Origin of the sequence: Methylocapsa sp. S129 (assembly GCF_009765995.1) — a bacterium.
Taxonomy (GTDB): domain Bacteria; phylum Pseudomonadota; class Alphaproteobacteria; order Rhizobiales; family Beijerinckiaceae; genus Roseiarcus.
In genome coordinates, this window is the sequence record NZ_LMUI01000008.1 from 224,044 (window position 1) to 249,269 (window position 25,226).

Here is a 25,226-nt window from a genome sequence, read left to right on the forward strand (position 1 = left end):
TACCTACGACAGCGTGGGACGCGGCGCGCGCAAAGCCTATGACGCCATCGCCGCGCCGCGCGCAGCCGAATGAGGCTGCCGCGAATTTACATTTTGCCGCGCCGTCCTTTTCTTTGAAAAGGCGCTAGTCGCCGGCGGGCGCCTCATCCTTGTGGGGCGGCGGCTCGGGCGAATCGGTGGGCTGGCCTTCCGCTGGACTGTCGAAGCCAAAATTGGGGCGAACGCGACGCCTGCGCCCGCGCGCGGGAAAGCGCGGCTCCGCCTCGCCATTCACAAACGGCGCCGCGTCTATTGACGGCGTCTCCGTTACGGCCTGCGGGGCCTGGTCGGAATGATTGGCGTTGGAGAATTGCGTCTCCTCGATGTCCGGCGTCGCATTGACGCGCGGCGGCGCGGTGATGAACGAGGGCAGCACGGGCGCGAGCGCCGCCTCGGGCGGATTGGCGATCTCCCGCGGAGGATTCGGGTCGCGATAGGGGCGGAATTCACGTGGCCGATTGTCGCGCGGGAAACGATTATCCCGGGAATCGCGATTGTCGCGCTGCCCGTCCTGGCGATCCTGATACGGCCTGTTGTCGCGCGGTCCGCGATCCTGCGGACGATTGTTGGAGCGTTCCGGCCGTCCCTGATAGGGCCGGTCGCCCTGCGGCTGCCGGTCGTTCTCGTAGGGCGCCCGGTCCTGATAAGGCTGGCTCTGGGGTTGCGGCTGCGCCTGCTGGACAGGGGGATTAAAGCCGGGCTGGGGCTGGAAGGGCGCCGGCGCCCGCTCGGCCGGCGAGGCGAAGCGATCGGACAGGCCGCCCACATCGTCATCATCGTCCATCTCATCGGCGTCGCCTTCTCCAGGCGGCCGCGCGGTTCCATTCTGCTGCTGCAATTGAGCCGCCTGCGCCGAGGCGATCAGGCGAAAATAATGTTCAGCGTGCTGGAGATAGTTTTCCGCCGCGACGGGGTCGCTGCTGGTATGAGCGTCGCGCGCCAGTTGCAGATATTTTTCCGCGACATGGTGGGCGTTGCCCCGAATTTTCACATCCGGCCCGTTCGATTCATAGGATCGCGTCAGCGGATTGGGGCCCCGGCGATTGTTGTTGGGGCGGCCGCGCATGCGCTTGTTCTGACCAGGTCTCATTTATTGTCCTTAACTTTCGAAGGTTCGGAGCTTCCTGAAGGTTTTGAGCTTTCCGAGGGGTTGGCCGCTAAAAATATCCGCCCGTTCCGAACATTCGCGGCGGCGCGCCGGCGAAGCCAGGAATTGCGGTTATCCACGAGCGACAGGGATCACGGACGGCTTCCCTGATGCTCAGGACGTTTGGATGCGTCAGCAAGCCGCCTCTCGTGGCCAAACGAAATATGGCGGCTAAAGTCTCTCCGCTTGCCGTCAATCTGAAACGGTTGATGGTGCGGCCGAACCTTGGAGCCAAGCTCCGTAGGCGGCTGCGCAACTCTCGCCCGGACAACGACGCGAAGACGATTCTGAAGACGAGTCTAGTCTTTTTTTCACTCCGCGCCAAGAGGCATGTTTTGAGGGCCGTTTTTCAATTCGGCGGCCCTCTTTTCGTAATCGGTCCAAAACCGCGAGCGGAAACGCCGCCGCTCACCACGCGGGCCACGCCCGCCAGATCGGCATAGCGCGCCAGTTTCGCCAGCCCATGCTCGGCAAGCGCCGCCATGACGTCGTCGGCCTGTCCCGCGCCGACTTCGAGAAAGAAACGTCCGTCCTCGTAAAGAAGAGGCCCAAGCTGCGGCGCGATCGCCCGATAGGCGTCGAGCCCGTCCGGACCGCCATCGAGGGCGAGAGCGGGGTCGTGATCCCTCACTTCGCGCTCCAATTCGCCGATCTCATAGCTTGGAATATAGGGCGGGTTCGAGACAATGACGTCGAAGGAACCCAGGATGGCCTGCCCCCATGAACCGACGATGACGCTTGAACGGCCGGCAAGGCCGCAAGCGGCAAGATTCGCGCGCGCCTGGGCCGCGGCCGGCGCCGAGAGATCGATGGCGATTCCTGTCGCCGCGCCAAATTCCTTCAGCAGGGCGCATAGAATGGCGCCCGAACCCGCGCCCAGATCAAGAATGCGCAACGGGGCTTCCCATCTCGGCGCCAATTCGCGCACAACGGCCTCGACAAGGGTTTCCGTGTCGGGGCGAGGATCGAGGACATCGGGCGAGATCGTCAGAGGCAGGCCCCAGAACTCCCGCCGCGCCAGAATGCGCGACACCGGCTCTCCCGCCGCCCTGCGTTCGGCCATCGGCGCCAGCCGTTGAAGCGCCCCCAGGCTTAAGGCGCGTTCGGGCGCGCGGATCAAATCGGCGCTGTTGAGGCCGTCGGCCGCGCAAAGCAGGAGGCGCGCATCGACCGCGCCATTGTCAATTCCGGCATCGGCAAACAGCATCCGCAACGCCTTGAGCGCCTCGCTCCGCGTAACGGCTAGCTGCAGCGCTTGCGCCATCCTCAGCCGAGCGTCCCGTGACAATGTTTGTATTTCTTGCCCGATCCGCATGGGCAGGCCTCGTTACGGCCAACCTTGCCCCAGCTCGATGGGTTGTTGGGATCGCGCTCGGCGGCTTCGACCAGCGTCGGCGCAGCGAGGGCGACCGTGGCCGCCGAAAAATCCCCAAGGCCCAGAGGCTCGCCGATGGCCCCGAACGGCTCCTCATTGGCGCCGGTCAACGGGTCCAGATGCTGGAACTGCATCGGCGGTGGCGCGGGATCGGGCGCCTGGAAGCGCACTTCAATGCGCATCATCTGCGCGATAACGGCTTCGTGCCAGCGCTCGATCAGCGTCTTGAACAGATCGAAGGCTTCGGACTTGTATTCGTTGAGCGGATCGCGCTGGGCGAGCCCGCGCCAACCGATCACCTGGCGCAGGTGGTCCAGCGTCACCAGATGATCGCGCCAGAGGTGATCGAGCGCCTGCAGGATGACCTGTTTTTCGACATAGCGCATTGCTTCGGGCGTGTTGCGGTTCACGCGCTCCGCATAGGCTTCGTCGGCCGCCTTATGCAGGCGCTCGTTCATTTCTTCGTCGGCGATGCCTTCTTCCTTGGCCCAATCGGCGACCGGCAGGTCGAGGTTGAGCATGGCCTGGACGCCTTCCTTGAGGCCCGTGATGTCCCAGGCTTCGGGATAGGCGTCGGCGGGAATGTGCTTGGTCACGAGATCGTCGACGACATTGGCGCGCATCTCGGCGATCGTCGGCTCCAGCGTTTCCTGAGCCATCATCTTGCGCCGGTCCTCAAAAATGACTTTGCGCTGATCGTTCATCACGTTGTCGAATTTCAGTACGTTCTTGCGCATGTCGAAATTGCGGGCTTCGACTTTCTGCTGCGCCTTTTCCAGCGCCTTGTTGATCCAGGGATGAACGATCGACTCGTCCTCCTTCAGCCCGAGCCGCTTGAGCATCGCGTCCATGCGCTCGGAACCGAAGATGCGCATCAGGTCGTCTTGCAGGGACAGGAAGAATTTCGAGCGTCCCGGATCGCCTTGGCGTCCCGCGCGGCCGCGGAGCTGGTTGTCGATGCGCCGGCTCTCATGCCGCTCGGTGCCGATGATGTAGAGGCCGCCGGCCTCGATGGCCTTCTTTTTAAAATCGTCCACTTCGGCGCGAATCTCGGCTTCCTTGGCGGCGCGCGCGTCTCCCGGCGCCAGCGGATCGCATTCCTGGCTGACGCGCATCTCGACATTGCCGCCAAGCTGGATGTCTGTTCCGCGTCCCGCCATATTGGTGGCGATGGTGATGGCGCCCGGCACGCCGGCTTCGGCGACGATATAGGCTTCCTGTTCATGAAAGCGGGCGTTCAGCACCGCGAATAGTTTCGAGGGCCGGCCGGCGCGGGCGCTGGCGTAAAGGTCGGCGAGCGCCAGCGGTTTTTCGAAGTCGATCTTCGTATAGCCGTTCTTTTCCAGCAGTTCGCCAAGCTGTTCGGACTTCTCGATCGATGTCGTGCCGACCAGCATCGGCTGCATTTTCGTGTTGGCGGCCTCGATTTCGCGCACGACGGCGCGCAGCTTTTCGACGCCCGTGCGATAGACTTCGTCGTCCTCGTCGCGCCGGCTGACAGGCCGGTGGGTCGGAATTTCGACGACTTCGAGCTTGTAAATTTCGGCGAATTCGTCCGCTTCCGTCGCCGCCGTGCCGGTCATGCCGGCGAGCTTCTTATAGAGGCGGAAATAATTCTGGAACGTGATCGAGGCGAGCGTCACGTTTTCGGGCTGGACCTGGACATGCTCCTTGGCCTCCAGCGCTTGGTGCAACCCTTCGGAATAGCGCCGGCCCGGCATCATGCGGCCGGTGAATTCGTCGACGATGACAAGTTCGCCGTTGCGGACGATGTAGTCCTTGTCGAGCTGGAACAATTTGTGGGCGCGCAAAGCCTGATTGACGTGGTGGACCAACGTCACGCTGGAGGCTTCGTAGAGCGAGCCTTCCTTGAGCAGGTCGGCCTCGCGCAGCAATTCCTCGACATGCTCGTTGCCCGCTTCCGTCAGGTTGACGGTGCGTTGCTTTTCGTCGAGCTCGAAATCTGTTTTCAAAAGACGCGGAATCAGTTCGTTGACCGATTTATAGAGGTCGGACCGATCGTCGGAGGGGCCCGAAATGATCAGCGGCGTGCGCGCTTCGTCCACGAGAATGGAATCGACCTCGTCGACGATCGCGAAATTATGGCCGCGCTGCACCATATCGGCCATGTCGTATTTCATATTGTCGCGCAGATAGTCGAAGCCGAATTCGTTGTTCGTGCCGTAAGTAATGTCGGCGGCATAGGCTTGGCGGCGCTGATTGTCGTCGAGTCCATGCACGATCACGCCGACGCTCATGCCGAGGAAGCCGTAGATCTGCCCCATCCATTCGGAATCGCGCCGCGCGAGATAATCATTCACCGTGACGACATGGACGCCCTTGCCTGCAAGCGCGTTGAGATAGCACGCCAATGTGGCCACCAACGTCTTGCCTTCGCCCGTGCGCATTTCGGCGATCGCGCCCTCATGCAGCACCATGCCGCCGATCAATTGCACGTCGAAATGGCGCTGCTTGAGCGTGCGTTTGGCCGCCTCGCGCACCGCTGCGAAAGCGGGCGCGGCTATGTCTTCGAGGGTCTTGCCGGCGGCCAAAGCCGCGCGAAACTCCTGCGTCTTGGCGCGCAATTGCTCGTCGCTGAGCGCGGAAAATTCGCCTTCGAGAGCGTTGACGGCGACGATATTGGGTCGATATCCCTTCAGCCGTCGTTCGTTCGACGAGCCGAAAACCTTTTTTAGCACATTGCCGAGCATATCAGACCTTTCCGACCGCCGACCGGCGCCAATCCAAATTTCCGGCCGTTTCCCGGGAAGCAAAAGCCCCACCTCAGCGTGACTCGCATGACCGGGGATGTCTACTCATACGGGACGCCGTCGCGCGACAAGGGCGCGGCGCCCGAGCATTCCGTCAATCTTCCGGATATTGCGCCCGCCTGCGTCCGGACTTTTGAAGGCCCAAAACAGGGGCGATCCGTAAACGCGCACCGGCCTCGACAGGCTAAAACCCGCCTTTGCCGCGCAAGGACAGACGCTCGACGCTGAGATAGGAGGCGGCGCCAGCCTTGTCAATGTGGGGATCGCGGCGCCAAACGGCCCAAATCGGGCGCGTCGGGCCCGGTTATCGCGCCGGCGACAAGGCGCTCCGTATCTCCGCCTTCGCCTCGGCGAACTCCTTTTTGAACGCGGGATCGCGGAACATCGCGAAGGCCTCGATGGCGCCGGCGCGCTTCCCCGCCTCGATGTCGCTCGTATAATGGACGCCGCAGATGACGCGATCCTGGGCATATTGCTGGGCGCGGGCGAGGATGCGCAGCCTCTGCTCGGGCAGCATGCGCGCCAGGATCTGGGCGTAGAGCATGCCGATCGTCGCGTGATTGGACGGGTAGGAATTGGTCGGCGGCTGATCGACGCAAGGATGAATCCGAGCCGACGTCACGAAGGGGCGCGGGCGGTCCCAATAGGTTTTGGCCGCCGCGCCGACGAGGCGCTCGTCTCCCGCCACTTCGTCAAAGAAATGCACCGTCAGGGGTAGGCGATCCTTGGCGAAAGAATCGCCCAAAATGACGCCGAAGCGGAACACCGACCGGTCCGAGTCGGCCTGGGCGAGCGCTATCATCGCTGGCGTGCGCCGCGCCTGCCAGGCGAGGCTGATGGCCATGTCCTTATTCTGGGCTTTCGAGCCCAGTTTTGGCGGCGCCGGCAGAATTTTCGTCAGATCGACCTGGCCGGCGCTGAGGAAATGAAGGGAGGCATGACTCTCCTCTTGCGCGGCCGCGGCGGAGGACAGGGCGGCGCCGACCGCCAGCGTGCAAAAGAACAGGCGAAGCATGGATTCTCACAAGAATGGAGAAGAGAAGGGCGGGTTACAAAATAAATTGAACAGGGCGTTTTTTATCATTTTCCGGGGCGTTTTCGTTCCTAAAGCCGCCTCGACTCGATCAAAAGAGAGTGAATCCTGACAACAACCTTGAATCCGCGTCGCGACGACCATAGTTTCGACATAAGACTTGTCCGGCTTTCCCGCTTGCGTATCAAGCCTCGGATCGCCATCAGCGGGGGCTGCGTCATGGGAACGCTTTTTCGAACCTTTCTGTCCACCCTGATCCGGCTTGGACATCTTGAGGTCGAAACCGCCGACGGAATCGTCCAGGTGTTCGGCGACAGAACGGGTCCGAAGCTTGGAGTCAAGCTGAACGATCGCGCGGCCGAGCGGGAATTGATCTTCGATCCGACCCTCGCCATGGGCGAACTCTATATGGACGGCCGCCTCGTGGTGACGAAGGGCGATCTCTATGACGTGCTGGCGCTGGGCGCGCGCAATATCGCCGAATTCGGCGGCCCGCGCTGGCTCAAGCTGCTGGAGGACGCGCGCATCGCAACGCGCCGGTTTCGCCAGCGCAACGACCGGCTGAACGCCAGGAAAAACATCGCCCATCATTACGATCTCAACGTCAAGCTCTACGACCTGTTCCTCGATTCGGACCGGCAATATTCCTGCGCCTATTATGAGCATCCGGGGGCGACGCTGGAGGAGGCGCAACTCGCCAAGAAGCGGCATATCGCCGCCAAGCTCCTTGTCGACGACGACCATAGCGTCCTCGACATCGGCTGCGGTTTTGGCGGCATGGGATTGTATCTGGCCAAAACCGCCGGCGCCCGCGCGACGGGCGTCACCTTGTCGAAAGAGCAGCATGCCGTCGCGGTCAAGCGCGCGGTCGACGGCGGCCTCGCCGATCGCGTGAATTTCCAGCTTGAGGATTACCGGGACGTCAACGACCGTTTCGATCGCATCGTTTCGGTCGGCATGTTCGAACATGTCGGGATCGGCGGCTTCGATGAATATTTTCAGCACGTCCGGCGCCTGTTGAAAGACGACGGCGTGATGGTGCTGCATGCGATCGGGCGCAGCGGCAAACCCAACGCCACCAATCCCTGGATCTCGAAATATATTTTCCCCGGTGGCTATATTCCCGCGCTTTCGGAAGTGTTCGCGTCGATCGAGCGCGCCGGTCTCTACGTGACCGACACTGAAATCCTGCGGCTGCACTATGCCGAAACGCTGAAAGCCTGGCGCGAGCGCTTCATGGCGAACCGCGAGGAGGCGAAGGCGCTTTATGACGAGCGCTTCTGCCGGATGTGGGAGTTCTACCTCGCCGGTTCGGAATCCTCATTCCGCGTCGACGCCAATATGGTGTTTCAAATCCAACTGGCCAAGCGCCAGGATGTCGTGCCGATGACGCGCGACTATGTCGGCGAGCGCGAGGCGCGGTTGCGTGAGCGCGAAGACCAGAAACCGGCCCTGCAACTGGCGGGCGAATAAAGCGCGGCCTCGTTCGGCCGACGGGCGAGGCGGGCGATGCGCGACGATCCGGTTTTTGTCATGGAGGCGGCGCCCAATCAGTCGCCGCCTTTCGCGGGCCGTAATCTATTTCTCGAAGATCGCGCCTTGCAGGATGGAGCGAACGCCGCCGGGGTCGACGCCGGCCGCGAGGCGCTCGCGGAGTTCGGCGCGGCCTGCGGGAGCGCCGAGGCGATGGAGTTCGGGCGTCTCGCCAATGAATTCTCACCGCGCCTGCGGCTGGTCGATTCCAGGGGCAACCGGCTCGACCAGATCGAATTTCATCCCGCCTATCACGCGCTGATGGCGCGCGACATGGCGGTGGGCCTGCATGGCTCGATCTGGGATCACGCCCGCGCGCCGCGGATGGCGGCGTCCGGGCAGGCGGCCAGAGCCGCGCGCCTGTTCATGGCGACGCAAGCCGAGAGCGGCCATATCTGTCCCCTGACGATGACCAGCGCGAGCGTCGCCGCGCTGCGGCGCGCGCCGGAACTGGCGGAGAAATGGCTGCCGAAAATTCTCGGCCGCGTCTACGATCCCGCGTTAAAGCCGTGGTGGGAAAAAAGCGCGGTCACCCTCGGCATGGGCATGACCGAGCCGCAGGGCGGCACCGACGTGCGCGCCAATACGACGCGCGCCGAGCCGGTCGCGGGCGGCTATGAGATCACCGGCGCCAAATGGTTCATGTCGGCGCCGATGTGCGATGCGTTTCTGGTGCTCGCGCAGGCGCCGGGCGGCTTGACGACATTCCTGACGCCGCGCTTTCGTCCCGACGGTGGCAAAAATGAGATTTTCTTCCAGCGCCTTAAGGACAAGCTCGGCAATCGATCCAACGCCTCCTCCGAGGTCGTCTTCAGTTCCGCCTTCGCCGAACGTGTCGGCCCCGAGGGCGAGGGCGTGCGCACGATCATCGAAATGGTGCAGATGACGCGTCTCGACTGCGTCGTCGCCTCGGCGGGATTGATGCGCTTTGCACTGGCGCAGGCGACCTATCATGTGCGCCATCGCCGCGCGTTCCAGAAGTTCTTGATCGACCAGCCGCTGATGCGCGCGGTGCTCGCCGATCTCGCGCTCGAAGTCGAGGGCGCGACGGCGTTGGCGTTCCGGCTTGCGCGCGCGTTCGATCGGGCGGCGGCGGATCCCGACGAGGCCGCCTATGCGCGCCTGATCACGCCCGCCGCCAAATTCCTCGTCTGCAAGGCGGCGCCTCATTTCGTCTATGAGGCGATGGAGTGCCTGGGGGGCAACGGCTATGTCGAGGAATGGCCGATGGCGCGCGCCTATCGCGAGGCGCCGCTGAATGCGATCTGGGAAGGGCCGGGCAATGTGATGGCGCTCGACGTGCTGCGCGCCGCCGCGCGGGCGCCAGACGCGGCGAAGGATGTGGTCGCCCGGCTCAACGCGGCCTGCGATCTGCCGCCGGAGACGCTCAGCCTCGAAGCCGATCTCGTCGCTGGCGCCGAGCGGCTGGCGCGCCGGACCTGCGAGCGCCTCGCCCGCCTCGCCGCCGCCGCCGCGCTCGCCGAGCGGCAGCCGTCGCTGGCGGAAGCCTATGTCGCGACGCGCCTGACCGGCGAAGCCTATGCGCAGTACGGCGGCGCCGATCTCGTTGGCGCAGAACATGCGCTCCTTGACCGCATCTTGCCGCCGGAGGATTGAACGCCCGGCCAAAGCCGGCGCTCTTCCGTCATGGCCCGGCTCGCCCTGGCCGTTCGCGCCGGAGTTTCGCTAATGGAAACAGGCCAGCCGTGAACAGCGCCGCAGCGCAAGAGATCGTGTTCCGCCGGGTGGAAGAGCATGACTTTCCGACGCTCGCCGCCTGGCTCGCTGAGCCGCATGTCCGCAGATTCTATCAGAAAACGCCGGTCACGCTCGCGCAAGTGTTGCAGGAATATGGGCCCTGCGTCCGCGCCGAGGAGCCGTCGATCTGCCACATGGCGACCAGCGGCGGCGCGCCGTTCGCCTACCTGCAATGCTATCGCAACGCCGACTATCCGGAATGGGCCGATCTCATCGGCGTCAGCGACGGGATCAGCGTGGATCTCTATATCGGCGAACCGACATACCTCCACAAAGGCTTCGGCCGCGCCGCGCTGAGCGGCTACCTGCGGCGAGTCGCTTTTCCATCCTATGCCGAACAGACGCGCGCCTATATCGCCCACGAATTGACTAATATTGCCGCGCTGCAATGCTCGATGGCGGTAGGCTTCCTCCCATTACGCAGGTTCTGGGAAGATGGCGTCGAGACCATGCTGCTTGTGATCGACCGACCGTAGGTTGGTCAGGCGGGCATAAGAGCGTCCCACTCGCTCCTATCCCCCTCAAAACAGACTCAGCTGCTTCGGCCCTTTCGCCTCGCCCTCCGGCGGGTGAAACAGGTCGCAACGCAACCGTGTTGGCGTTTCGTTATAGCCGAGCCGCGCAGCGGCGATTTCGAAGCGGCGGCCGATCATCCAGGCATAGGGCCCCGAGCCCGCCATGCGTTTTCCCCATTGCGAATCGTAATCCTTGCCGCCGCGGGTGGACTGCACGAGCGACATGGTGTGGCGCAGTTTGTCGGGATAATGAACCAGCAGCCATTCGCGGAAAATATCGCGCAGCTCCAGCGGCAGACGCAGCATGACATAACCGCCCTCGCGTGCGCCGGCGGCGTGAGCGCGCGTCAGGATCGCCTCGATCTCCGAATCGTTGACGGCGGGGACGATCGGCGCAACCAGCACGCCGACCGGAACGCCTGCTTGCGCGAGACGTTCGATCGCCTCCAGCCGGCGAGCGGGGATAGGCGCGCGCGGCTCCATTTTGCGGGCTATCTCCTTGTCCAGCGTCGTCACGGAAAGATAGACTTTGACCAGCCCCTTGGCCGCCATCGGCGCGAGAATGTCGAGATCGCGCAGCACCAGGTTGGATTTTGTCACGATGCCGACGGGGTGGTCGTAACGCGCCAGCACTTCAAGGACGGAGCGCGTCACGCGATATTGCCGTTCGATCGGCTGATAGGGGTCAGTGTTGGTGCCGAGCGCCATCGTCCGCGGGCGGTAATTGGGGGCCGCCAGTTCGCGCTCGAGCAGCGCCGCGGCGCCGTCCTTGACGAACAGCTTGCTCTCGAAATCGAGGCCGGGCGAAAGCCCCATATAGGCGTGGGTAGGCCGCGCAAAGCAGTAGACGCAGCCGTGCTCGCAGCCCCGATAGGGATTGATCGAACGGTCGAAGGAAATGTCGGGCGATTCATTGCGCGAAATGATGGTGCGCGCACGCTCATGGATCACTTCGGTCTTGAACGGCGCCAACGTCTCGTCCGTATCCCAGCCGTCGTCGAATTCCTCGCGCTTCGTGCGTTCGAATCGCCCCGTCTCGTTCGATGCCGCGCCACGGCCGCGCCGGCGCTCCGGCGCCACCAACCCGTCGCCAAGCGCCACGCCAAGCTGGCGCGCCACAACGACACGCTCCGAATAATCCCTCGCCTTGGACTGTTGCGCCTGCATGTTCGGTCTCCAGGAACAAAAAGAGAACAAACATCTAGGCGACGGCGCCGCGGGCGTCAAGGGCGGCCAAGCGAAGGCATCGCTAGCCTGGCGTTGTGAAATATTCTCAGAAATAAAATTTTGATAAATTCAGTTTTTCAGAATATTGTACGACGCTTTTGCTTCTCCTCTCGTCGGTCGCGCCATGCGGTCGGAGGGTTCGGTGCGGCTTCGCGTCGTCAACAGGGAAGCCGGCGCCGCGAGGCTTGTCGCGCCTGTCTTCCGCCCTGAAATTTCGATGCGGAAGGTCAAAGGGGGTCAAGTCCTTGATATCGCTCATTTCGCGGATGCTCATGCTCTTCCGCGGGGGCTGGAATCAAAGACTTAGCGTGGATTTTGACGCGCCCTGTAGGGTCTTTTAAGCGCCTGGGCTATTCCGGGACTATTCCGCGGCAGCCCATCCGGCCGGCGGATGGGGACGATCGTTTTGCACGCCCCGCCTGTCCGCCGCCTTGTGGCGGCGAAGAGCTCTTGGCCCGCAACGGCCGCGATGTCATGAATGAGGGCGCACGCGGGAGGCGTCAGATGAGCGAAGAGCCGGCGCCATTGTCGGAATCGGCAGCATCGCGATCCGGCTGGCCCGAAGGCCCGACCGGCGATGCGCAGACTGTCGCCGGCGTTTCAGGCGCAATGCGATGAGCGTCTCCGTCGAAACCTGGCGACGCAAGGGCTACAGTCTGGCGGCGATGCGCGATCTCGCGCGGCGCGGCTTGCCTCGCCCGGTGTTCGATTTTGCCGATGGCGGCGCGGAGGACGAAGGCACGTTGCGCCGCAACGCGCGCGCCTTCGAAGACATCGCGCTGGTCCCGCGCCCGCTGAACGGCGCGGCGGAGCGTGATCTTTCGATCGAATTGTTCGGCCGCCGCTTGTCGATGCCCGTGCTGATCGGGCCGACCGGCCTCAGCGGTCTGTTCTGGCCTGGCGGCGAAATCGTCGCCGCGCGCGCCGCGACGGCGGCGGGAACGGCATATTGCCTCAGCCACGCCTCCGTCTGCACGATCGAGGAACTGGCGGCCGCGGGCGCCGCGCCGCGGTGGATGCAGATTTTCATCTATCGCGACCGCGGCTTGACGCGCGAATTCGTGGAGCGCGCCCAGGCGGCGGGCTATGACGGCCTCGTTCTGACGATCGACAACCAATTGCTCGGCAATCGCGAGCGCGATATCCGCAATGGTTTCACCATCCCGCCGCGCTTTGGCGCGCTGGATCTGGCCGCCATGGCCGGCAAACTCCCCTGGCTGATGCGCATGCGCCGGGAATTGCCGCGCGTCACCTTCGCCAATTATGTGCGGCCCGGAGAAGCGTCCGACATCGGCGCCATCGCCGCGCGCATGGGGGCGATGCTCGACCCCGGCATGTCCTGGCGCGATGTCGAATGGCTGCGCGACCTCTGGAAAGGCCCGTTTCTGCTGAAGGGCGTTCTGCATCCGGGCGAGGCGGCGGAGGCCGCGCGAAGCGGCGTCGACGGCCTGATCGTCTCGAACCATGGCGGGCGTCAGCTCGATGGGGCGCTGGCGACGATTGAGGCGCTGCCGAGAATCGTCGCCGCCGTCAATGGCGCGATTCCGGTTTTGCTCGACGGCGGCGTTCGCCGCGGCGCCGATGTGGTGAAGGCGCTGGCGCTCGGCGCCGCCGCCTGCCTGGTCGCCCGGCCGCAACTTTGGGGCCTGGCTGTGGCGGGCGAGCCCGGCGTCGCCCATGTGCTCGACATCCTGCGCCGCGAGATCGATCGCGTCATGGGTTTGATGGGCGCGGCGCGGATCGGCGACATCGGTCCCGATCAATTGTTTCGCCAATCAAAGGGAAGCCGCGATATCGCTTTGGGCTAGCGCGCAGATTGCTCGCGGTTGCGCGAAGCCAAGAGCCGAAAAATCGAAGGAGGAAGATTTGACGCAATTATCCGGGGTCGTCATCGTAACGGGAGCAGCGTCGGGCATAGGCAAAGCGGCCGCGCTCCATTTCGCCGATTGCGGAGCGACCGTGGTCGCCGCCGACATCAACGCCGAGGGGCTTGCCGCTCTCGCCTCGGATCATATTCATGGCGTGGCCGCCGATATTACGAAATCGGCCGAATGCAAAGAAATCGCCGATAAGGCGGCAAGTCTTGGCCGCGTCACGGGATTGTTCAATTGCGCGGGCCTTGAACTGCACGGCACCGTCGTAAGCATGTCCGAGGACGATTGGGGCCGCGTCGTCGCGGTCAATCTGACGGCGATCTTCCTGCTCTCGAAACATGTCGTTCCGCATATGGAGGCGGGCGGAGGCGGCGCGATCGTCAATATGTCCTCGGTGCAGGCGCATATCACGCAGGCCGATGTCGTCGCCTATGCCGCCACCAAAGGCGCGGTCGTCTCGATGACGCGCGCGATGGCGATCGACCACGGACCCCAGAACATTCGCGTCACGGCGATCTGCCCCGGAACGATAGAAACGCCGTTGGCCCGATCGGCGGCGCGCCTGTACAATCCGGAAAATCCGGCGGCGAAAATCGCGGAATGGGGCGCCAAGCACACGCTCGGCCGCATCGGGCAGCCCATCGAAGTCGCCCGGCTCGCCGCGTTCTTGTTGTCCAGCGACGCCAGCTTCATTACGGGATCCTTCCATCTCGTGGATGGCGGCATGCTGGCGATGCTTTGAGCTAAGCTTCAAAACACAGGAAACATAGCCATGATTGTTGATCCGCCCGTCCTGACCATCCGCGCCAAATTTCCGCGCCCCGCCAGGGAAATCGTCGAGGGCTTCGCCGGCGCTCCGACGGGAAATGTCGTCGACGCCATGGGCGGCGGCGGCGCGCTCGACCATCGCATCAAGCCGCTCCCTCCCTCCGCCAAAATCATGGTCGGCGTCGCGCTGACCTGCGATTGCGGGCCTAGCGACAATCTTGCACTGTTCGGCGCTCTTTCCGTTGCGCAGCCCGGCGATATCCTCGTCGCCGCGGCGCACGGCCATACCGGCGCGGCGGTCACCGGCGATCTGATGCTCGGCATGGCGCGCAATCGCGGCGTCAAGGGATTCGTCACCGACGGCATGGTGCGCGACATCGTCGGCATTCTCGATGTCGGCCTGCCCGTCTATTGCGCGGGCGTTACGCCCAATTCGCCGGCGCGCAATGGCCCTGGAACCGTCGGCCAGCCAGTCGACCTTGGCGGCCTGCGCATCGAATCGGGCGATATATTGATCGGCGATCGCGACGGGATCGTCGTCGTGCCGCGCGACCGCGCGGCGGCCGTGCTCAAGGCGCTGGCGGAGGTTCGCGCGGCGGAGGCGGCTCTCGAGGCCAAGGTGAAAGGCGGCCTTGAGATTCCCGATTTCGTCGTCGCAATTCTTGCCTCCGATCGCGTCCGCAATATTGAATGATCAAGCGGGACTTCATCGCGTCGACGCGCCCGGCATGATTCGATCGACGCCTGGCTCGCCTATTCTTTCATTCTGCTGAGCGCCGAGGCGATATCCTTCTGAAAGGCCTCGGCCAAATTATCGCGATAATGGGTCTGATCGAAGAAATTCTCCGCCAGCAATGTCTCCGGCCGATCCTCGGCCCAGTCGACGATCGTTGTCCTGGGACGCTGCGCGGCGACGGCCGAAAAGGCGCCGTGACAGGCGCGCATGGTCGCCTCGGCCTCGCTCCCCCGCTGAGGCAGCGCAGTGATATAGACCGGCGGCCAGGCGAGAACGACGGCGGTCGATGGCGAAAGGGCGGCGAGAACCACTTTCAGCCTGTCGGCGGCGGGGAAAAGATTGCGCGGGTTGATCGAGGCCGTCGGCCGCTCTTTGGCCAGTTGCTGGCGGAGCACGCCGGGGTCGACGGTGCGCAACTCGTCGTCGTAATCCCGATAGCCGTCGGCGCGCGCTGGTTTCGCAGAGCCGAACAGCAGGGCGAGCCTGCCGGGAATGCGCTCGAGCGCCGAATAGCGCATCATGCCGCCGAGATAGGCGAGCGGACTTTTCTCATAGAGCCAGAACGGAAACGGCTCGACGTTGTATAGCGCGTCGAAACACCAGCTCACATCGAGCCCGATGACGATTGCCGCGGGACGAGGATGATGCCGCAGGAACCAGTCGATCAGGACAAATTGCTCTTTGGGGTACGTCCCCGGCACGATCATCGAAACGGCATCCAGGCCGGTCTGCGCGTTGAGCGTCTCGGGCCGAATGAGTTGCATATGCGAATTGCCGAAGATGGCGGAATCGAAGCGGGGGTCGCGCCCGCGGCTGGCGTCGGCGGTGCGCGGGCCTTGCTCCGGCACGCCGGCGCGCGCCGTCAGCGCGAAGCGGCCGGTGTCAAAAGGATCGACCGCCGCCAACACGCCGGCCAGTGCAGCGAACAGCAGCACCGCCGTCGCCGCGAACGCCACAGCAAAGCCGCGCCAGCGCCGATCCGCCGCGTCAGAACTGGAAATAGATGAACTCATAGGTCTCGTCGTTACCCATCTTGAATAGAGTCAGCACGAACAATATCGCGAAAGCCACGGCCGCCCATCGGGAGGGCGTCGCCTTGCGCACGGCGTCCCAGGTCGTTGGACCGATCATCGCGACCGCGGCGGCGACCGCGATCGATCGCCATTTCAGGCCGTGGCCGACGGGCGCGAAGCCGATCAGCCCATCATAGATCCGCAGCGCGGCGTGAAATGTGGGCGCCCGGAACAACACCCAGGCGAGCACGACGAAGGCGAATGTCAAACCCCATCCCAAGAAAGCGGGCATCGGCCGGGCGACGCGTCGCCACAATACGCCAACGCATAATCCGAAGCCGTGCAGCGCGCCCCAGGCGGCGAAGGTCAGCCCCGCCCCATGCCAGAGCCCGCCAAGGACCATGGTTGCGAGGAGGGCCAGAAGCTGCATGGGCAGGCCGCGCCTGTTGCCGCCGAGTGGAATATACAAATAGTCGCGCAGGAATCGTGAGAGCGTCATATGCCAGCGCCGCCAGAAATCGGACAGGCTTGTTGCGCGGTAGGGGATACGGAAATTCTGCGGCAGCACGATGCCGAACATCAAAGCGACGCCCACAGCCATGTCGGTGTAACCGGAGAAGTCGCAATAGATCTGGAAGGTAAAACCCAGCGTAGCCTGCCAGGCGTCGACAAGCGAAACGATCTCGCCATTCGCCGCGGCCGCGAAGATCGGATTGACGTCGGCAGCCAGCGGGTCGCCAAGGAAGACCTTCTTGGCGAGGCCAATCACGACGAGCATCATGCCCCATGCGAAACGCTGCGCGGCGTCGGAGCGTTCGTAGGGCCGCTCTTCGAACTGGTGCATGATCTCGCTCCAGCGCACCAGGGGGCCCGAAAGAACCTGCGGGAAAAACCCGATGTAAAGAGCGTAGCGCGTGAGGTCGTAACGCGGCGCCTTCCCAGCCTTGAGATCGCTCAGATACATGACATGGTGGAAGGTGAAGAAAGAGATGCCGAGCGGCAGCGCCGTCCCCATGCCAAAGATGTCGGCGTTAGGCAGCGACACGCCGGGGAGAAGCGTGGAAAAGAAATTTGCGTATTTGAAATATCCGAGGACGAGAAGATTGACCGCAATGGCGACTGCGATCAAAAAGCCTTGTCGATTTCTCGCGAAGAATTCCGCGAGCGTCCAATTGATGAGAATGGATAGCGCCAGAAGCGGAATAAAGCGCCAGTCCCAGTAGCCGTAAAATACGAACGACAAGAACACCAGAAGGTGCAACCGCCAGCCCGGCTGAAAGCGCTCGACCAACCAATGCAGCGACAGGGCGGAGGGCAGAAACACCAGCAGAAACAAAAATGAATTGAAGAGCATCGCAACTCACGAAAATCGCCGCGGCGGCGGCCGGGAAGGAAGAACGGACTCCCGTTGGCTGAGATTTCCCGCAAATGAGAAGGCGGGCTCCGCCGGTTTTTTCCTGGTTGCGGGGAGTAGCGGCGAAAAATTCACGCCGCCGCGAAGGCGTCGGATGGAACTAGGCCTTCTCCGGGGCGCCCCGGTCAAGAGAACAGTGAGGCCTTTCGGCTTAAAGACGCTCGACGAGCGCCTTGTGGCGCCGTGCGCTCTCGCCGTCCATCCAAACAAAGACAATATTTTCGTGGGCGCCCGGCAAGGCCTCGCTTGCGTGCGGCGAAGCTTCATCCGGTCGTCGCGACGACGCCCTTGCATCGCGCCGAGATTTCCGGCCATCCTCGCCGATGATTCCGTCGCGATCCAGAACCTCGCCAGTGATCGTCAAAAAGGGCAATCATGGTGGATGTTGGAAAACCAAGACTTGTTATGGTGCTGACGGAGGATTGGTTCTTTTGTTCGCATTTCCTGGAGCGGGCGATCGCCGCCCGGGACGCCGGTTATGAAGTCACCGTGCTGGCGAACGACAATGGCAAGTCGGCGCAGATTCGCGCGGCCGGCGTCGATTTCATAGCCATCCCGCTGAAACGGCGGGGCCTGAACCCACTCGTCGAGATCAAAACCTTGCGCGCGATACGCGCCGCCTACCGAAGGCTTCGTCCCGCCCTGGCGCATCATGTCGGACTAAAGCCGATCCTTTATGGATCGCTCGCGGCCCGCTCGGCCGGAATCCGGGCCGTGCTCAACGCGCCGATCGGCATGGGGTTCGTCTTCACCTCCCAAAGTCTCCAGTCGCGACTGCTGCGGCCATTGGCGTGGCTGGCGTTGCGGCTGTTTCTGAATCCGCGCGGCAGCAAGGTCGTGTTCGAGAATGTCGACGACCTGAAAAGCCTTGTCGAAGATCGAGCTGTGCGTGCGCAGGACGCCGTGTTGATCCGGGGCTCTGGCATCGACGTTGCTTCCTTCGCGCCCGCGGTCGAGACGGATGGCCCGCCGATTGTCTCGCTGGTCAGCCGCATGCTTTGGGACAAGGGGGTAGGGGAATTCGTTGAGGCGGCGCGAAAATTGCGCGCCGAAGGCGTCGCCGCTCATTTTTGGCTCGTCGGCGCAACCGATCCGCAGAACCCGGCCGCTATTTCCGAAGGCCAGTTACTCAAATGGCGTGCAGAGGGCGTGGTCGACTGGCTGGGCCAGCGCGACGATATTCCAGCGCTTTTGGCGCGCAGCCAGATCGCCTGCCTGCCGTCCTATCGCGAGGGTCTGCCACGGAGCCTGCTCGAAGCGATGGCGGCCGGCCTGCCAATCGTGTCCACCGACGTGCCAGGTTGCCGCGAGGCGGTGCGGCATGGCGAGAATGGTCTATTGGTTCCGGCCCGCGACAGCCTCGCCCTCGCCTCGGCGCTACGCACCCTGATCGAGGATCCGGTTCTGCGCCGTCGTTTCGGCGTCGCCGGGCGGCGTCGAGCGGAGCGCGAATTCGCCTCATCCATCGTGATTGCGGAAACGCTCGCTGTCTACGCCGATCTGCGGCGACCCGCTGCGTCCGCGCGCTAACCAGACCGTCGCATAAATGAAAACGGCCCAGCGACAGTCATCCTCGTCGGTCGACACGGATCGCGCTGGCAAGTCAGCCCGCATGGTATGCGCTCAAAACCGACTCCACCTCGCCAAATGCGCCGACCACGCCTTGGTTCAACCAGATCGCCTTGGTGCAGAGACGCCGAATGATATCGTCCGAATGCGATGAGACGACGAGTATGTTGGCGCGGCTGGCGATCTTCTCGAGCCGGCCTTCCGCCTTCTTCATGAACTCGGCGTCGCCGACGCCGATGACTTCATCCAGCAGCAGAATTTCCGGCTGCCGCAATGTGGCGATTGCGAAGGATAAGCGCAGCAACATTCCGGCTGAATATGTGCGAACGGGAATGTTGAGATAGTCGCCGAGTTCCGTAAAGTCGACGATGTCGTCTATTCCAGCTTCAATTTCCTGTTTGCTCAATCCCCAGAGAGCGCCGCAAATCTTGATGTTCTCGATTCCCGTCGCATCGACGCTCATCCCTAGCGAGATGTCGAACATGGGAGAGACGCGGCCAACGACATTCACTTCCCCCTTTGTTGGGGGATAGACGCCCGCAAGCACACGCAGGAGACTGGTTTTGCCCGAACCGTTATGGCCAACCAATCCAATTCGTTCGCCATCATGAATGTCGAGATCAATGCCAGACAGCGCGGTGATAATGACATTTGAGCCCGATCGCCCGAAACGGCCGCCAACCGCTTTACGCAGAAGCATCGTCTTAAGGGAGTTATTCCCTACCGCATAGACCGGAATCTCGACCGACGCATCCCTCAGATTTATATGTGCCATCGTGAGATTCCGACCTCAGAGCCAATATACGATGCGGCGGTTCCCCCGCGACAACAACAAGATCGCGATGAGATAACCTACCGCGCACAAGCCAATGACGACCAGCCATGACAAGAGAGGCGGCGCCTCCCCAAGAAGAGGGGAACGGACAATTTCAATCAAATGATACAACGGGTTGACCTGTGCGATTATCTGAGCCGTTCCCAGCGAGCTTGCGGGCCACATAATCGGTGTGGCGAACATCGCAATTTGGATTGCAGTCGCTATAAGTTGGACGACATCGCGATAGCGAGCGCTGAGAACGGCGACAACAATGCCGACCCACATCTGGTTCGCGAAGAGGAGAATGAGTCCCGGGAATATCAAAATATCGGCCCAGGAGAATTTCAGTCCAAATATAATTCCTATCGGGATGATAAGGACAATAGTATGAAGAAATATAATAAGGCTGCGCCAAAGGACACGAAATACGTACACCGTAAATGGTAGGCGAATCTGCTTGATAATGCCGCTGCTATCGACAAAGGCCGAGCAAGATTCGATGGTCGTCCCTGAGATAAACCCCCAGGTAATAAGCCCTACGGCTATGTAGGGAAGATAGAGCGCGATTTCCATTTTGAAAATGCGACTATAAACCACCCCCAGCAACATGACATAAAGCGCCATGCTGAGCGTGATCCAGAACGGCCCTAAAACCGAGCGTCGATAGCGCTGCAGAATGTCGTTCCAGCCTAACATCGTCCATAGACGCCAGGCCTTCAGGCCGGCGCTCAGATCATCGGCGCCAATGCTGAAAGGGCCCCGGGCTTTCATGTGAGGGTGCGCATTTTGGTCAATATCATCGCCATAGGTTGCCGACTCTAACTGCATGCTTGTGGGATCCCGGAGAGTGCGTGCGGTCTGGCCAAGCCATGGCCGAGATTGCGATCAGGGCGTCATCATCGCCGCTTGCCAAGAGAGCCGTGGGGTAGACGCCGTGGTCAGTCAAGAGAAATTGCTCTGAGGGCTCGAACCGGGCCGCCGCTTGTTCCCGAGCGCAATCCAGCGTCTGACGACCGCGGTCTTAAACAAATCCAACAGCCGATAGGGTTTTAAACGCATCGTTAATAGCGCCAAAATCAGCCAGCGAACCGGGCGATAGCCGATCCCGAGAGACAGGAACCCAAGGAGCCGCTTATCCACGGCCGAGGTCGCTCCCATTTCAAGAAGTAGCGACAAGCGTGGCGGAGACGCTCCCAAAGCCAATCGCGCGACTCCAAATCGCCATCGCCGCCGGAAAGCCGCCGCGTACCAAGCAGGAAAGTCGCCGTCCTGTTCGATAAGGACCGGGAGTTCGGTGAGCGCTTTTCGAGCGCGCTCGATATCCAGCGCGGTTGTTCGAGACAAGCCTTGCGAGAACACATTCCAAACCGCAAACAGCCGCGGTTCGAAATAAAAGCCATGCGTTAAGGCGATTTTACGATTCAGCAATCCGTCCGCGAAGGATCCGGCGCGCGCGTCAAATCCGCCTTTTTCCATGACGATATCCCGGCGAAAGACGGCGCTGCCGGTTAGAAGGAAATTGTCGGCTCTCCGCAAAAGGCGGTGCGCCATCTCAGAAGTCACCTTCCCGCCTCGCAGAATGGGCCACACGGGCGGACGATAGCCGAGCAATTCCCCGGTCTCGCCGCTCAGAAGCATGGCTTCCCCACAAACGAGGCCGCAATCCTGGTTGGCGTTGAGAATGTCCAATGCTCTTTCAAAGAAGCCAGGCAGCACCCAATCGTCGGCAGCGGCAAAATAGACGTAGCGCTGCGATGCCCTCTCCAATCCGCGCTGCAATGCGGCAATAGCGCCGCCGGTGCGCTCGTTCGCGAGCACGATCAACTGCGGCAATTGTTGGCGATGCCGATCGAGGATCGCCCGGCTGTCGTCGGTGGACCCGTCGTCGACCACGATGATCTCGTCGGCGGGCCGCCCCTGGGCGGCCAAGGCGTCCAGAGCATGGCTGATAAGATGGCCATGATTGAAGTTTGGCATCACCACCGAGAGAGACATCACGAAATCCTCAAGCGCTGACAGGCGCGCGCTCTGTAAAGACGACGCAGGGCTTTTGCCATCAGCGCGTCGCCAGCTCGGCCAACCAGGTTTGGATCGCTTGCGCGGCATTGTCGGCGACGCGCGCCGAAAAGCCTCCCTGCCGCCATCTTTCGCGCGCTTCGGGAAGGCGTTTCCTATCGCGCTCGCCGTAGCCGGTGCGCACGATCGCTCCGTCCAACAACCCAGCGCCATGGCCAGCTTCGAGATCGGTAAGGCGGTCGCCGATGATCAACGACCTGCGAAGGTCAACGCCGAGCAGCCTATGCGCCTCCTGAAGCATCCCGGAGGCCGGCTTTCGCCAGGGGTGATCGGCAATCGCCAATGGGCCCTCGCCCTCGCAATGATAACCACATGCGAAAGTCGCATCGACCGTGGCCGCGATGGATGCGAGTTGATGGTTTATTTCCGCCTGGACTCTGGCGAAGGCCTCCCAGGTCAGCCGGCCGCGCGCGACTCCCGACTGGTTCGTGACCACGACAACCGCGATAGAAAGCCGGTTGAGTTCCGCGATCGCTTTTCCCATGCCAAAAGTCAGTTGAACGTCCTCCGGACGGGCCAGAAAATGCACTTCTTCGACGAGGACGCCGTCCCTGTCGAGGAACACCGCCGGACGATTCTCGAAATTGACGGCGCTCCGTCGTTCAACCCATAATCCGACGCCGTCAATTAAGAAGGGTTGGATTTCCGCAGCGGCGTCCATCGATATGCTTCCAGCCCGCGCAATAGGCTCTTTTCTTTGTCCCGGCGGCCAAAATTTGGCGGGCGCGGGGCACGCATAGCGAAAACGAGCGCCAATGTCACTCTTGTCAGGCGGTCGCCATTTTGCGGTCGGTTCGTTCTGCCGAGCCGCCGGTTAGCGTGTGTGGCGGCGTCGCTGCAAACAGGGCGGCGGCGCGGCGCGGGCGCAGGAACTCGGGGGCCGGCGCCGTTCCCCGCGAGCTTGACTTTGCTAATCTTTATGTGGATGGAGAGGCCTTGTATCCCCCTAGAGGACCATAATAATGCTCGATCTCGTCACGGGCGGAGCAGGATTTATCGGAAGTCATCTGGTCGACCAATTGATTGCTTCCGGCCGCCGCGTGCGCGTTATCGATAATTTCGCCGTGGGTCGCCTCGCCAATCTTGAACAGCATCAGCAAAACGACGCGCTTGAAATCATCGAATGCGATGTTTCCGATAAGGACAAGGTCGACAAGGCATGCGCAGGCGTGGAGCGCATCTTTCATCTTGCCGCTCGCGCCGACGTTGTGCCCTCCATCCAAGAGCCCGAAGATTATTTCAGGGCGAATGTGGATGGGACGTTCGCGATCCTGGAGGCGGCGCGCAAACGGCAAGTCAAGCGTCTGGTCTATGTCGCGTCCTCGTCTTGCTACGGCATTCCAGACGTCTACCCCACGCCCGAAGACACGCCCGCTGATCCGCAATATCCCTATGCGCTGACCAAATATCTCGGCGAACAATTGGTCATGCACTGGGCGCAAGTCTATGGATTGCCTGCGGTTTCCGTTCGTTTCTTCAATGTCTACGGACCGCGGGCCCGCACCAGCGGGACATATGGCGCGGTATTTGGCGTGTTTCTTGCGCAATTATTGGCTGGAAAGCCTCTGACCATTGTTGGCGACGGCGAGCAGACAAGGGACTTTACGTTCGTCAGCGACGTCGTCGACGCTCTGATGACTGTCGCCAAGAGCGATCGTGTCGGAGATATCTATAACGTCGGCAGCGGCCGTCCCGTCAGCGTCAACGAGCTGGTTCGCCTTCTTGGCTCGCCCGAGAGCGTCCATATTCCCAAGCGCCCCGGCGAGCCCGATTGCACTTTTGCCGACATATCCAAGATCGAACGCGATCTCGGCTGGAAACCCAAAGTGCCCTTCGCCGAAGGCGTCAAGGTGATGCTCGACAACATGAAATATTGGAAAGACGCGCCTGTTTGGACGGTCGATAGCATTAAGGACGCAACGACCGACTGGTTCAAGTTTCTGGGACCGCAATCTGTTGCAAAAAGCGCGCAGGGAATTCAGTGAATGGCGTCAAATGCTGCGAGTTTTGAAGGCGCCGCGCCGGAGCGTCTGACGACGCGTTCGAAAATCCTCACTGTCGCCGAGGTTGGGGAAGCCGTAGAAAAGCGGCGCCGGAAGGGGCTTGTTGTCGTTCAGGCGCACGGCACCTTCGATCTTCTCCACCTTGGGCATGTGCGCCATCTGGAGGCCGCCAGAGCGCTCGGCGATGTCCTTGTCGTCACCATCACCGCGGATCGTTTTGTCAACAAGGGTCCCGGCCGGCCGGTCTTCACCGAAGCCCTGAGAGCCGAAATGCTGGCGGCCCTGCATTTCGTCGATTACGTCGCCATCGCCGAGGCGCCTGATGCGATCAGCGCCCTGGAGACGATCCGTCCGGCGATCTACGCCAAGGGGCAAGACTATCAAAATCCCGACGGCGACGTGACGGGGAAGATCGCTCTCGAGCGTCAGACCGTGGAAGCGCATGGCGGCGAAATCCATTTCACCGATGAGGTCACCTTTAGTTCGAGCGAGTTGATCAATCGGCACTTCAATTTGTTCGAGCCTCACGTCCGCGAGCATCTTTCCGATCTTCGCGACGACGGTGGTCTGGCCACCATTCTGGCGTTGATCGAGAGCATAAAGGACTATCGAGTCGTCCTTGTCGGCGATGCGATTATCGATGAATACGAATACGTGCTTCCGATGGGAAAACCGCCCAAGGAACACATCATTGCGACTCGCTACCAGGATAGCGAGATTTTCGCTGGCGGCGTGTTTGCTGCGGCCAATCACGTGGCGTCGTTCTGCGCAGAGGTGGACGTCATCACCTGCATCGGAACGAATAACAGCCACGAAGAACTCATTCGCAAAAATCTCAAGCCGAATGTGCGCCTCCATGCGTTCAAGCGACCAAACTCGCCCACGACGCTCAAGCGGCGTTTTGTCGATCCCTCGTCCATAAGAAAACTGTTTGAAGTTTATCATATGAACGATGAACCGCTGACGGATGATCTTGAGAAGCAACTTAAGGCTTTGGTCGGCCGGCTCTGTCCGAAAGCGGATGTCGTGATCGCGACGGACTTTGGCCACGGACTCATTGGGCCCAAGATCGTTCAGCAATTGACGGCGCTATCCCCATTTCTCGCGGTTAATACGCAAAGCAACAGCGCAAATATGGGTTACAACCTCGTGACCCGCTATCCGCGGGCCGACTACATCTGCATTGATGCGCCGGAGGCGAGGCTGGCGCTTAGCGATCGCCTTTCCACCGTTGGCGATATCGCCCACCGCCTTGCGGAACGGATCGCCGATTGTCCGAAGTTTATCGTAACTCACGGCAAACATGGGTGCGTCACATTTGAGCGCGGCGGCGTGGTTCACACGATTCCGGCTGTCGCGCGCAAAATCGTCGACACCGTCGGCGCGGGCGACGCTTTTCTCGCTGTCACCTCTCCTCTGGTCGCCGCGGGAGCGCCGATGGACATCGTCGGCTTTATCGGCAATGTAGTCGGCGCCCTCAAGGTGGAAATCGTCGGACACCGCTATTCCATTGAAAAAGCCTCTCTCATCAAGGGCGTCACCGGACTTCTGAAGTAAA

General features: G+C 62.0%; 21 protein-coding genes. 9 read left to right on the forward strand and 12 right to left on the reverse strand.

Features of this window, described 5'->3' with window-relative positions; all coding sequences use genetic code 11:
* Positions 1-124: 124 nt before the first annotated feature.
* The 4 genes from GSQ90_RS01965 to GSQ90_RS01980 all read right to left on the reverse strand — a co-directional run bounded on the left by GSQ90_RS01965 (position 125) and on the right by GSQ90_RS01980 (position 6,347).
* The gene (locus GSQ90_RS01965) at positions 125-1,129 is read right to left on the reverse strand and encodes a DUF4167 domain-containing protein (RefSeq protein WP_158812792.1); all 1,005 of its coding nucleotides are present in this window, start codon (positions 1,127-1,129) and stop codon (positions 125-127) included.
* A gap of 406 nt (positions 1,130-1,535) precedes the next feature.
* Positions 1,536-2,501 carry a peptide chain release factor N(5)-glutamine methyltransferase gene (prmC, locus tag GSQ90_RS01970; protein WP_371418319.1) on the reverse strand — a complete coding sequence of 322 codons (966 nt, stop codon included), beginning with the start codon at positions 2,499-2,501 and terminating at the stop codon, positions 1,536-1,538.
* Entirely contained in the window at positions 2,453-5,272 is a 2,820-nt protein-coding gene (gene secA, locus GSQ90_RS01975; RefSeq protein ID WP_158812794.1) for a preprotein translocase subunit SecA, read from the reverse strand. The genes prmC and secA overlap by 49 nt, the downstream gene beginning before the upstream one ends.
* A 364-nt stretch (positions 5,273-5,636) precedes the next feature.
* Positions 5,637-6,347 carry a phosphatase PAP2 family protein gene (locus tag GSQ90_RS01980; protein WP_158812795.1) on the reverse strand — a complete coding sequence of 237 codons (711 nt, stop codon included), beginning with the start codon at positions 6,345-6,347 and terminating at the stop codon, positions 5,637-5,639.
* A gap of 237 nt (positions 6,348-6,584) precedes the next feature.
* On the opposite strand from GSQ90_RS01980, the gene GSQ90_RS01985 reads away from it, so the two are divergent.
* From GSQ90_RS01985 to GSQ90_RS01995, 3 genes are all read left to right on the forward strand, one after another.
* The gene (locus tag GSQ90_RS01985; protein ID WP_158812796.1) at positions 6,585-7,838 is read left to right on the forward strand and encodes a cyclopropane-fatty-acyl-phospholipid synthase family protein; all 1,254 of its coding nucleotides are present in this window, start codon (positions 6,585-6,587) and stop codon (positions 7,836-7,838) included.
* Positions 7,839-7,874: 36 nt separating this feature from the next.
* Positions 7,875-9,515, forward strand: coding sequence for an acyl-CoA dehydrogenase family protein (locus GSQ90_RS01990; protein WP_246731369.1), 1,641 nt, complete (start codon positions 7,875-7,877; stop codon positions 9,513-9,515).
* A gap of 89 nt (positions 9,516-9,604) precedes the next feature.
* Positions 9,605-10,132 carry a GNAT family N-acetyltransferase gene (locus tag GSQ90_RS01995; protein WP_158812797.1) on the forward strand — a complete coding sequence of 176 codons (528 nt, stop codon included), beginning with the start codon at positions 9,605-9,607 and terminating at the stop codon, positions 10,130-10,132.
* A 45-nt stretch (positions 10,133-10,177) separates the two neighbouring features.
* Here the strand turns inward: GSQ90_RS01995 and GSQ90_RS02000 are convergent, their stop codons facing one another.
* Positions 10,178-11,338 (reverse strand): PA0069 family radical SAM protein, encoded by a 1,161-nt coding sequence (locus tag GSQ90_RS02000; RefSeq protein WP_158812798.1) that lies wholly within the window; start codon positions 11,336-11,338, stop codon positions 10,178-10,180.
* A 106-nt stretch (positions 11,339-11,444) separates the two neighbouring features.
* Entirely contained in the window at positions 11,445-11,657 is a 213-nt protein-coding gene (locus GSQ90_RS02005) for a hypothetical protein (protein ID WP_158812799.1), read from the reverse strand.
* Positions 11,658-12,012: 355 nt separating this feature from the next.
* Between GSQ90_RS02005 and GSQ90_RS02010 the strand changes: the two genes are divergently transcribed.
* Genes GSQ90_RS02010 through GSQ90_RS02020 form a run of 3 tightly spaced genes read left to right on the forward strand, consistent with a single transcriptional unit; the run spans position 12,013 to position 14,734 of the window.
* A complete protein-coding gene (locus tag GSQ90_RS02010; protein ID WP_158812800.1) occupies positions 12,013-13,206 on the forward strand; it encodes an alpha-hydroxy acid oxidase in 1,194 nt (397 codons plus the stop codon).
* A gap of 58 nt (positions 13,207-13,264) precedes the next feature.
* Complete coding sequence (locus tag GSQ90_RS02015) at positions 13,265-14,014, forward strand: SDR family NAD(P)-dependent oxidoreductase (protein WP_158812801.1); 750 nt, start codon at positions 13,265-13,267, stop codon at positions 14,012-14,014.
* 30 nt (positions 14,015-14,044) lie between these two features.
* Entirely contained in the window at positions 14,045-14,734 is a 690-nt protein-coding gene (locus tag GSQ90_RS02020; protein WP_158812802.1) for an RraA family protein, read from the forward strand.
* 59 nt (positions 14,735-14,793) lie between these two features.
* Here the strand turns inward: GSQ90_RS02020 and GSQ90_RS02025 are convergent, their stop codons facing one another.
* Both GSQ90_RS02025 and GSQ90_RS02030 read right to left on the reverse strand, forming a co-directional pair.
* Positions 14,794-15,789, reverse strand: a complete 996-nt coding sequence (locus tag GSQ90_RS02025; protein WP_158812803.1) for a hypothetical protein — start codon at positions 15,787-15,789, stop codon at positions 14,794-14,796.
* A complete protein-coding gene (locus tag GSQ90_RS02030; RefSeq protein WP_158812804.1) occupies positions 15,764-17,143 on the reverse strand; it encodes an MBOAT family protein in 1,380 nt (459 codons plus the stop codon). Before GSQ90_RS02030 ends, GSQ90_RS02025 begins: the two co-directional genes overlap by 26 nt.
* 435 nt (positions 17,144-17,578) lie before the next feature.
* Here GSQ90_RS02030 and GSQ90_RS02035 point away from each other — a divergent pair, with 435 nt between their 5' ends.
* A complete protein-coding gene (locus tag GSQ90_RS02035) occupies positions 17,579-18,733 on the forward strand; it encodes a glycosyltransferase family 4 protein (RefSeq protein WP_158812805.1) in 1,155 nt (384 codons plus the stop codon).
* Positions 18,734-18,806: 73 nt separating this feature from the next.
* Here GSQ90_RS02035 and GSQ90_RS02040 read toward each other — a convergent pair whose 3' ends face one another.
* The 4 genes from GSQ90_RS02040 to GSQ90_RS02055 all read right to left on the reverse strand — a co-directional run bounded on the left by GSQ90_RS02040 (position 18,807) and on the right by GSQ90_RS02055 (position 22,326).
* Positions 18,807-19,547, reverse strand: a complete 741-nt coding sequence (locus GSQ90_RS02040; RefSeq protein WP_158812806.1) for an ABC transporter ATP-binding protein — start codon at positions 19,545-19,547, stop codon at positions 18,807-18,809.
* A 15-nt stretch (positions 19,548-19,562) separates the two neighbouring features.
* Positions 19,563-20,417, reverse strand: coding sequence for an ABC transporter permease (locus GSQ90_RS02045; protein ID WP_158812807.1), 855 nt, complete (start codon positions 20,415-20,417; stop codon positions 19,563-19,565).
* Between the two features lie 114 nt (positions 20,418-20,531).
* Entirely contained in the window at positions 20,532-21,584 is a 1,053-nt protein-coding gene (locus GSQ90_RS02050; RefSeq protein ID WP_158812808.1) for a glycosyltransferase family 2 protein, read from the reverse strand.
* Between the two features lie 61 nt (positions 21,585-21,645).
* Positions 21,646-22,326, reverse strand: coding sequence for an HAD-IIIA family hydrolase (locus GSQ90_RS02055; protein WP_158812809.1), 681 nt, complete (start codon positions 22,324-22,326; stop codon positions 21,646-21,648).
* A gap of 301 nt (positions 22,327-22,627) precedes the next feature.
* Between GSQ90_RS02055 and GSQ90_RS02060 the strand changes: the two genes are divergently transcribed.
* Both GSQ90_RS02060 and GSQ90_RS02065 read left to right on the forward strand, forming a co-directional pair.
* Positions 22,628-23,650, forward strand: a complete 1,023-nt coding sequence (locus GSQ90_RS02060) for an SDR family oxidoreductase (protein ID WP_158812810.1) — start codon at positions 22,628-22,630, stop codon at positions 23,648-23,650.
* Positions 23,651-25,225 carry a PfkB family carbohydrate kinase gene (locus GSQ90_RS02065; RefSeq protein WP_210254797.1) on the forward strand — a complete coding sequence of 525 codons (1,575 nt, stop codon included), beginning with the start codon at positions 23,651-23,653 and terminating at the stop codon, positions 25,223-25,225. It begins immediately after the preceding gene.
* The last annotated feature ends 1 nt before the right edge of the window (position 25,226 follow it).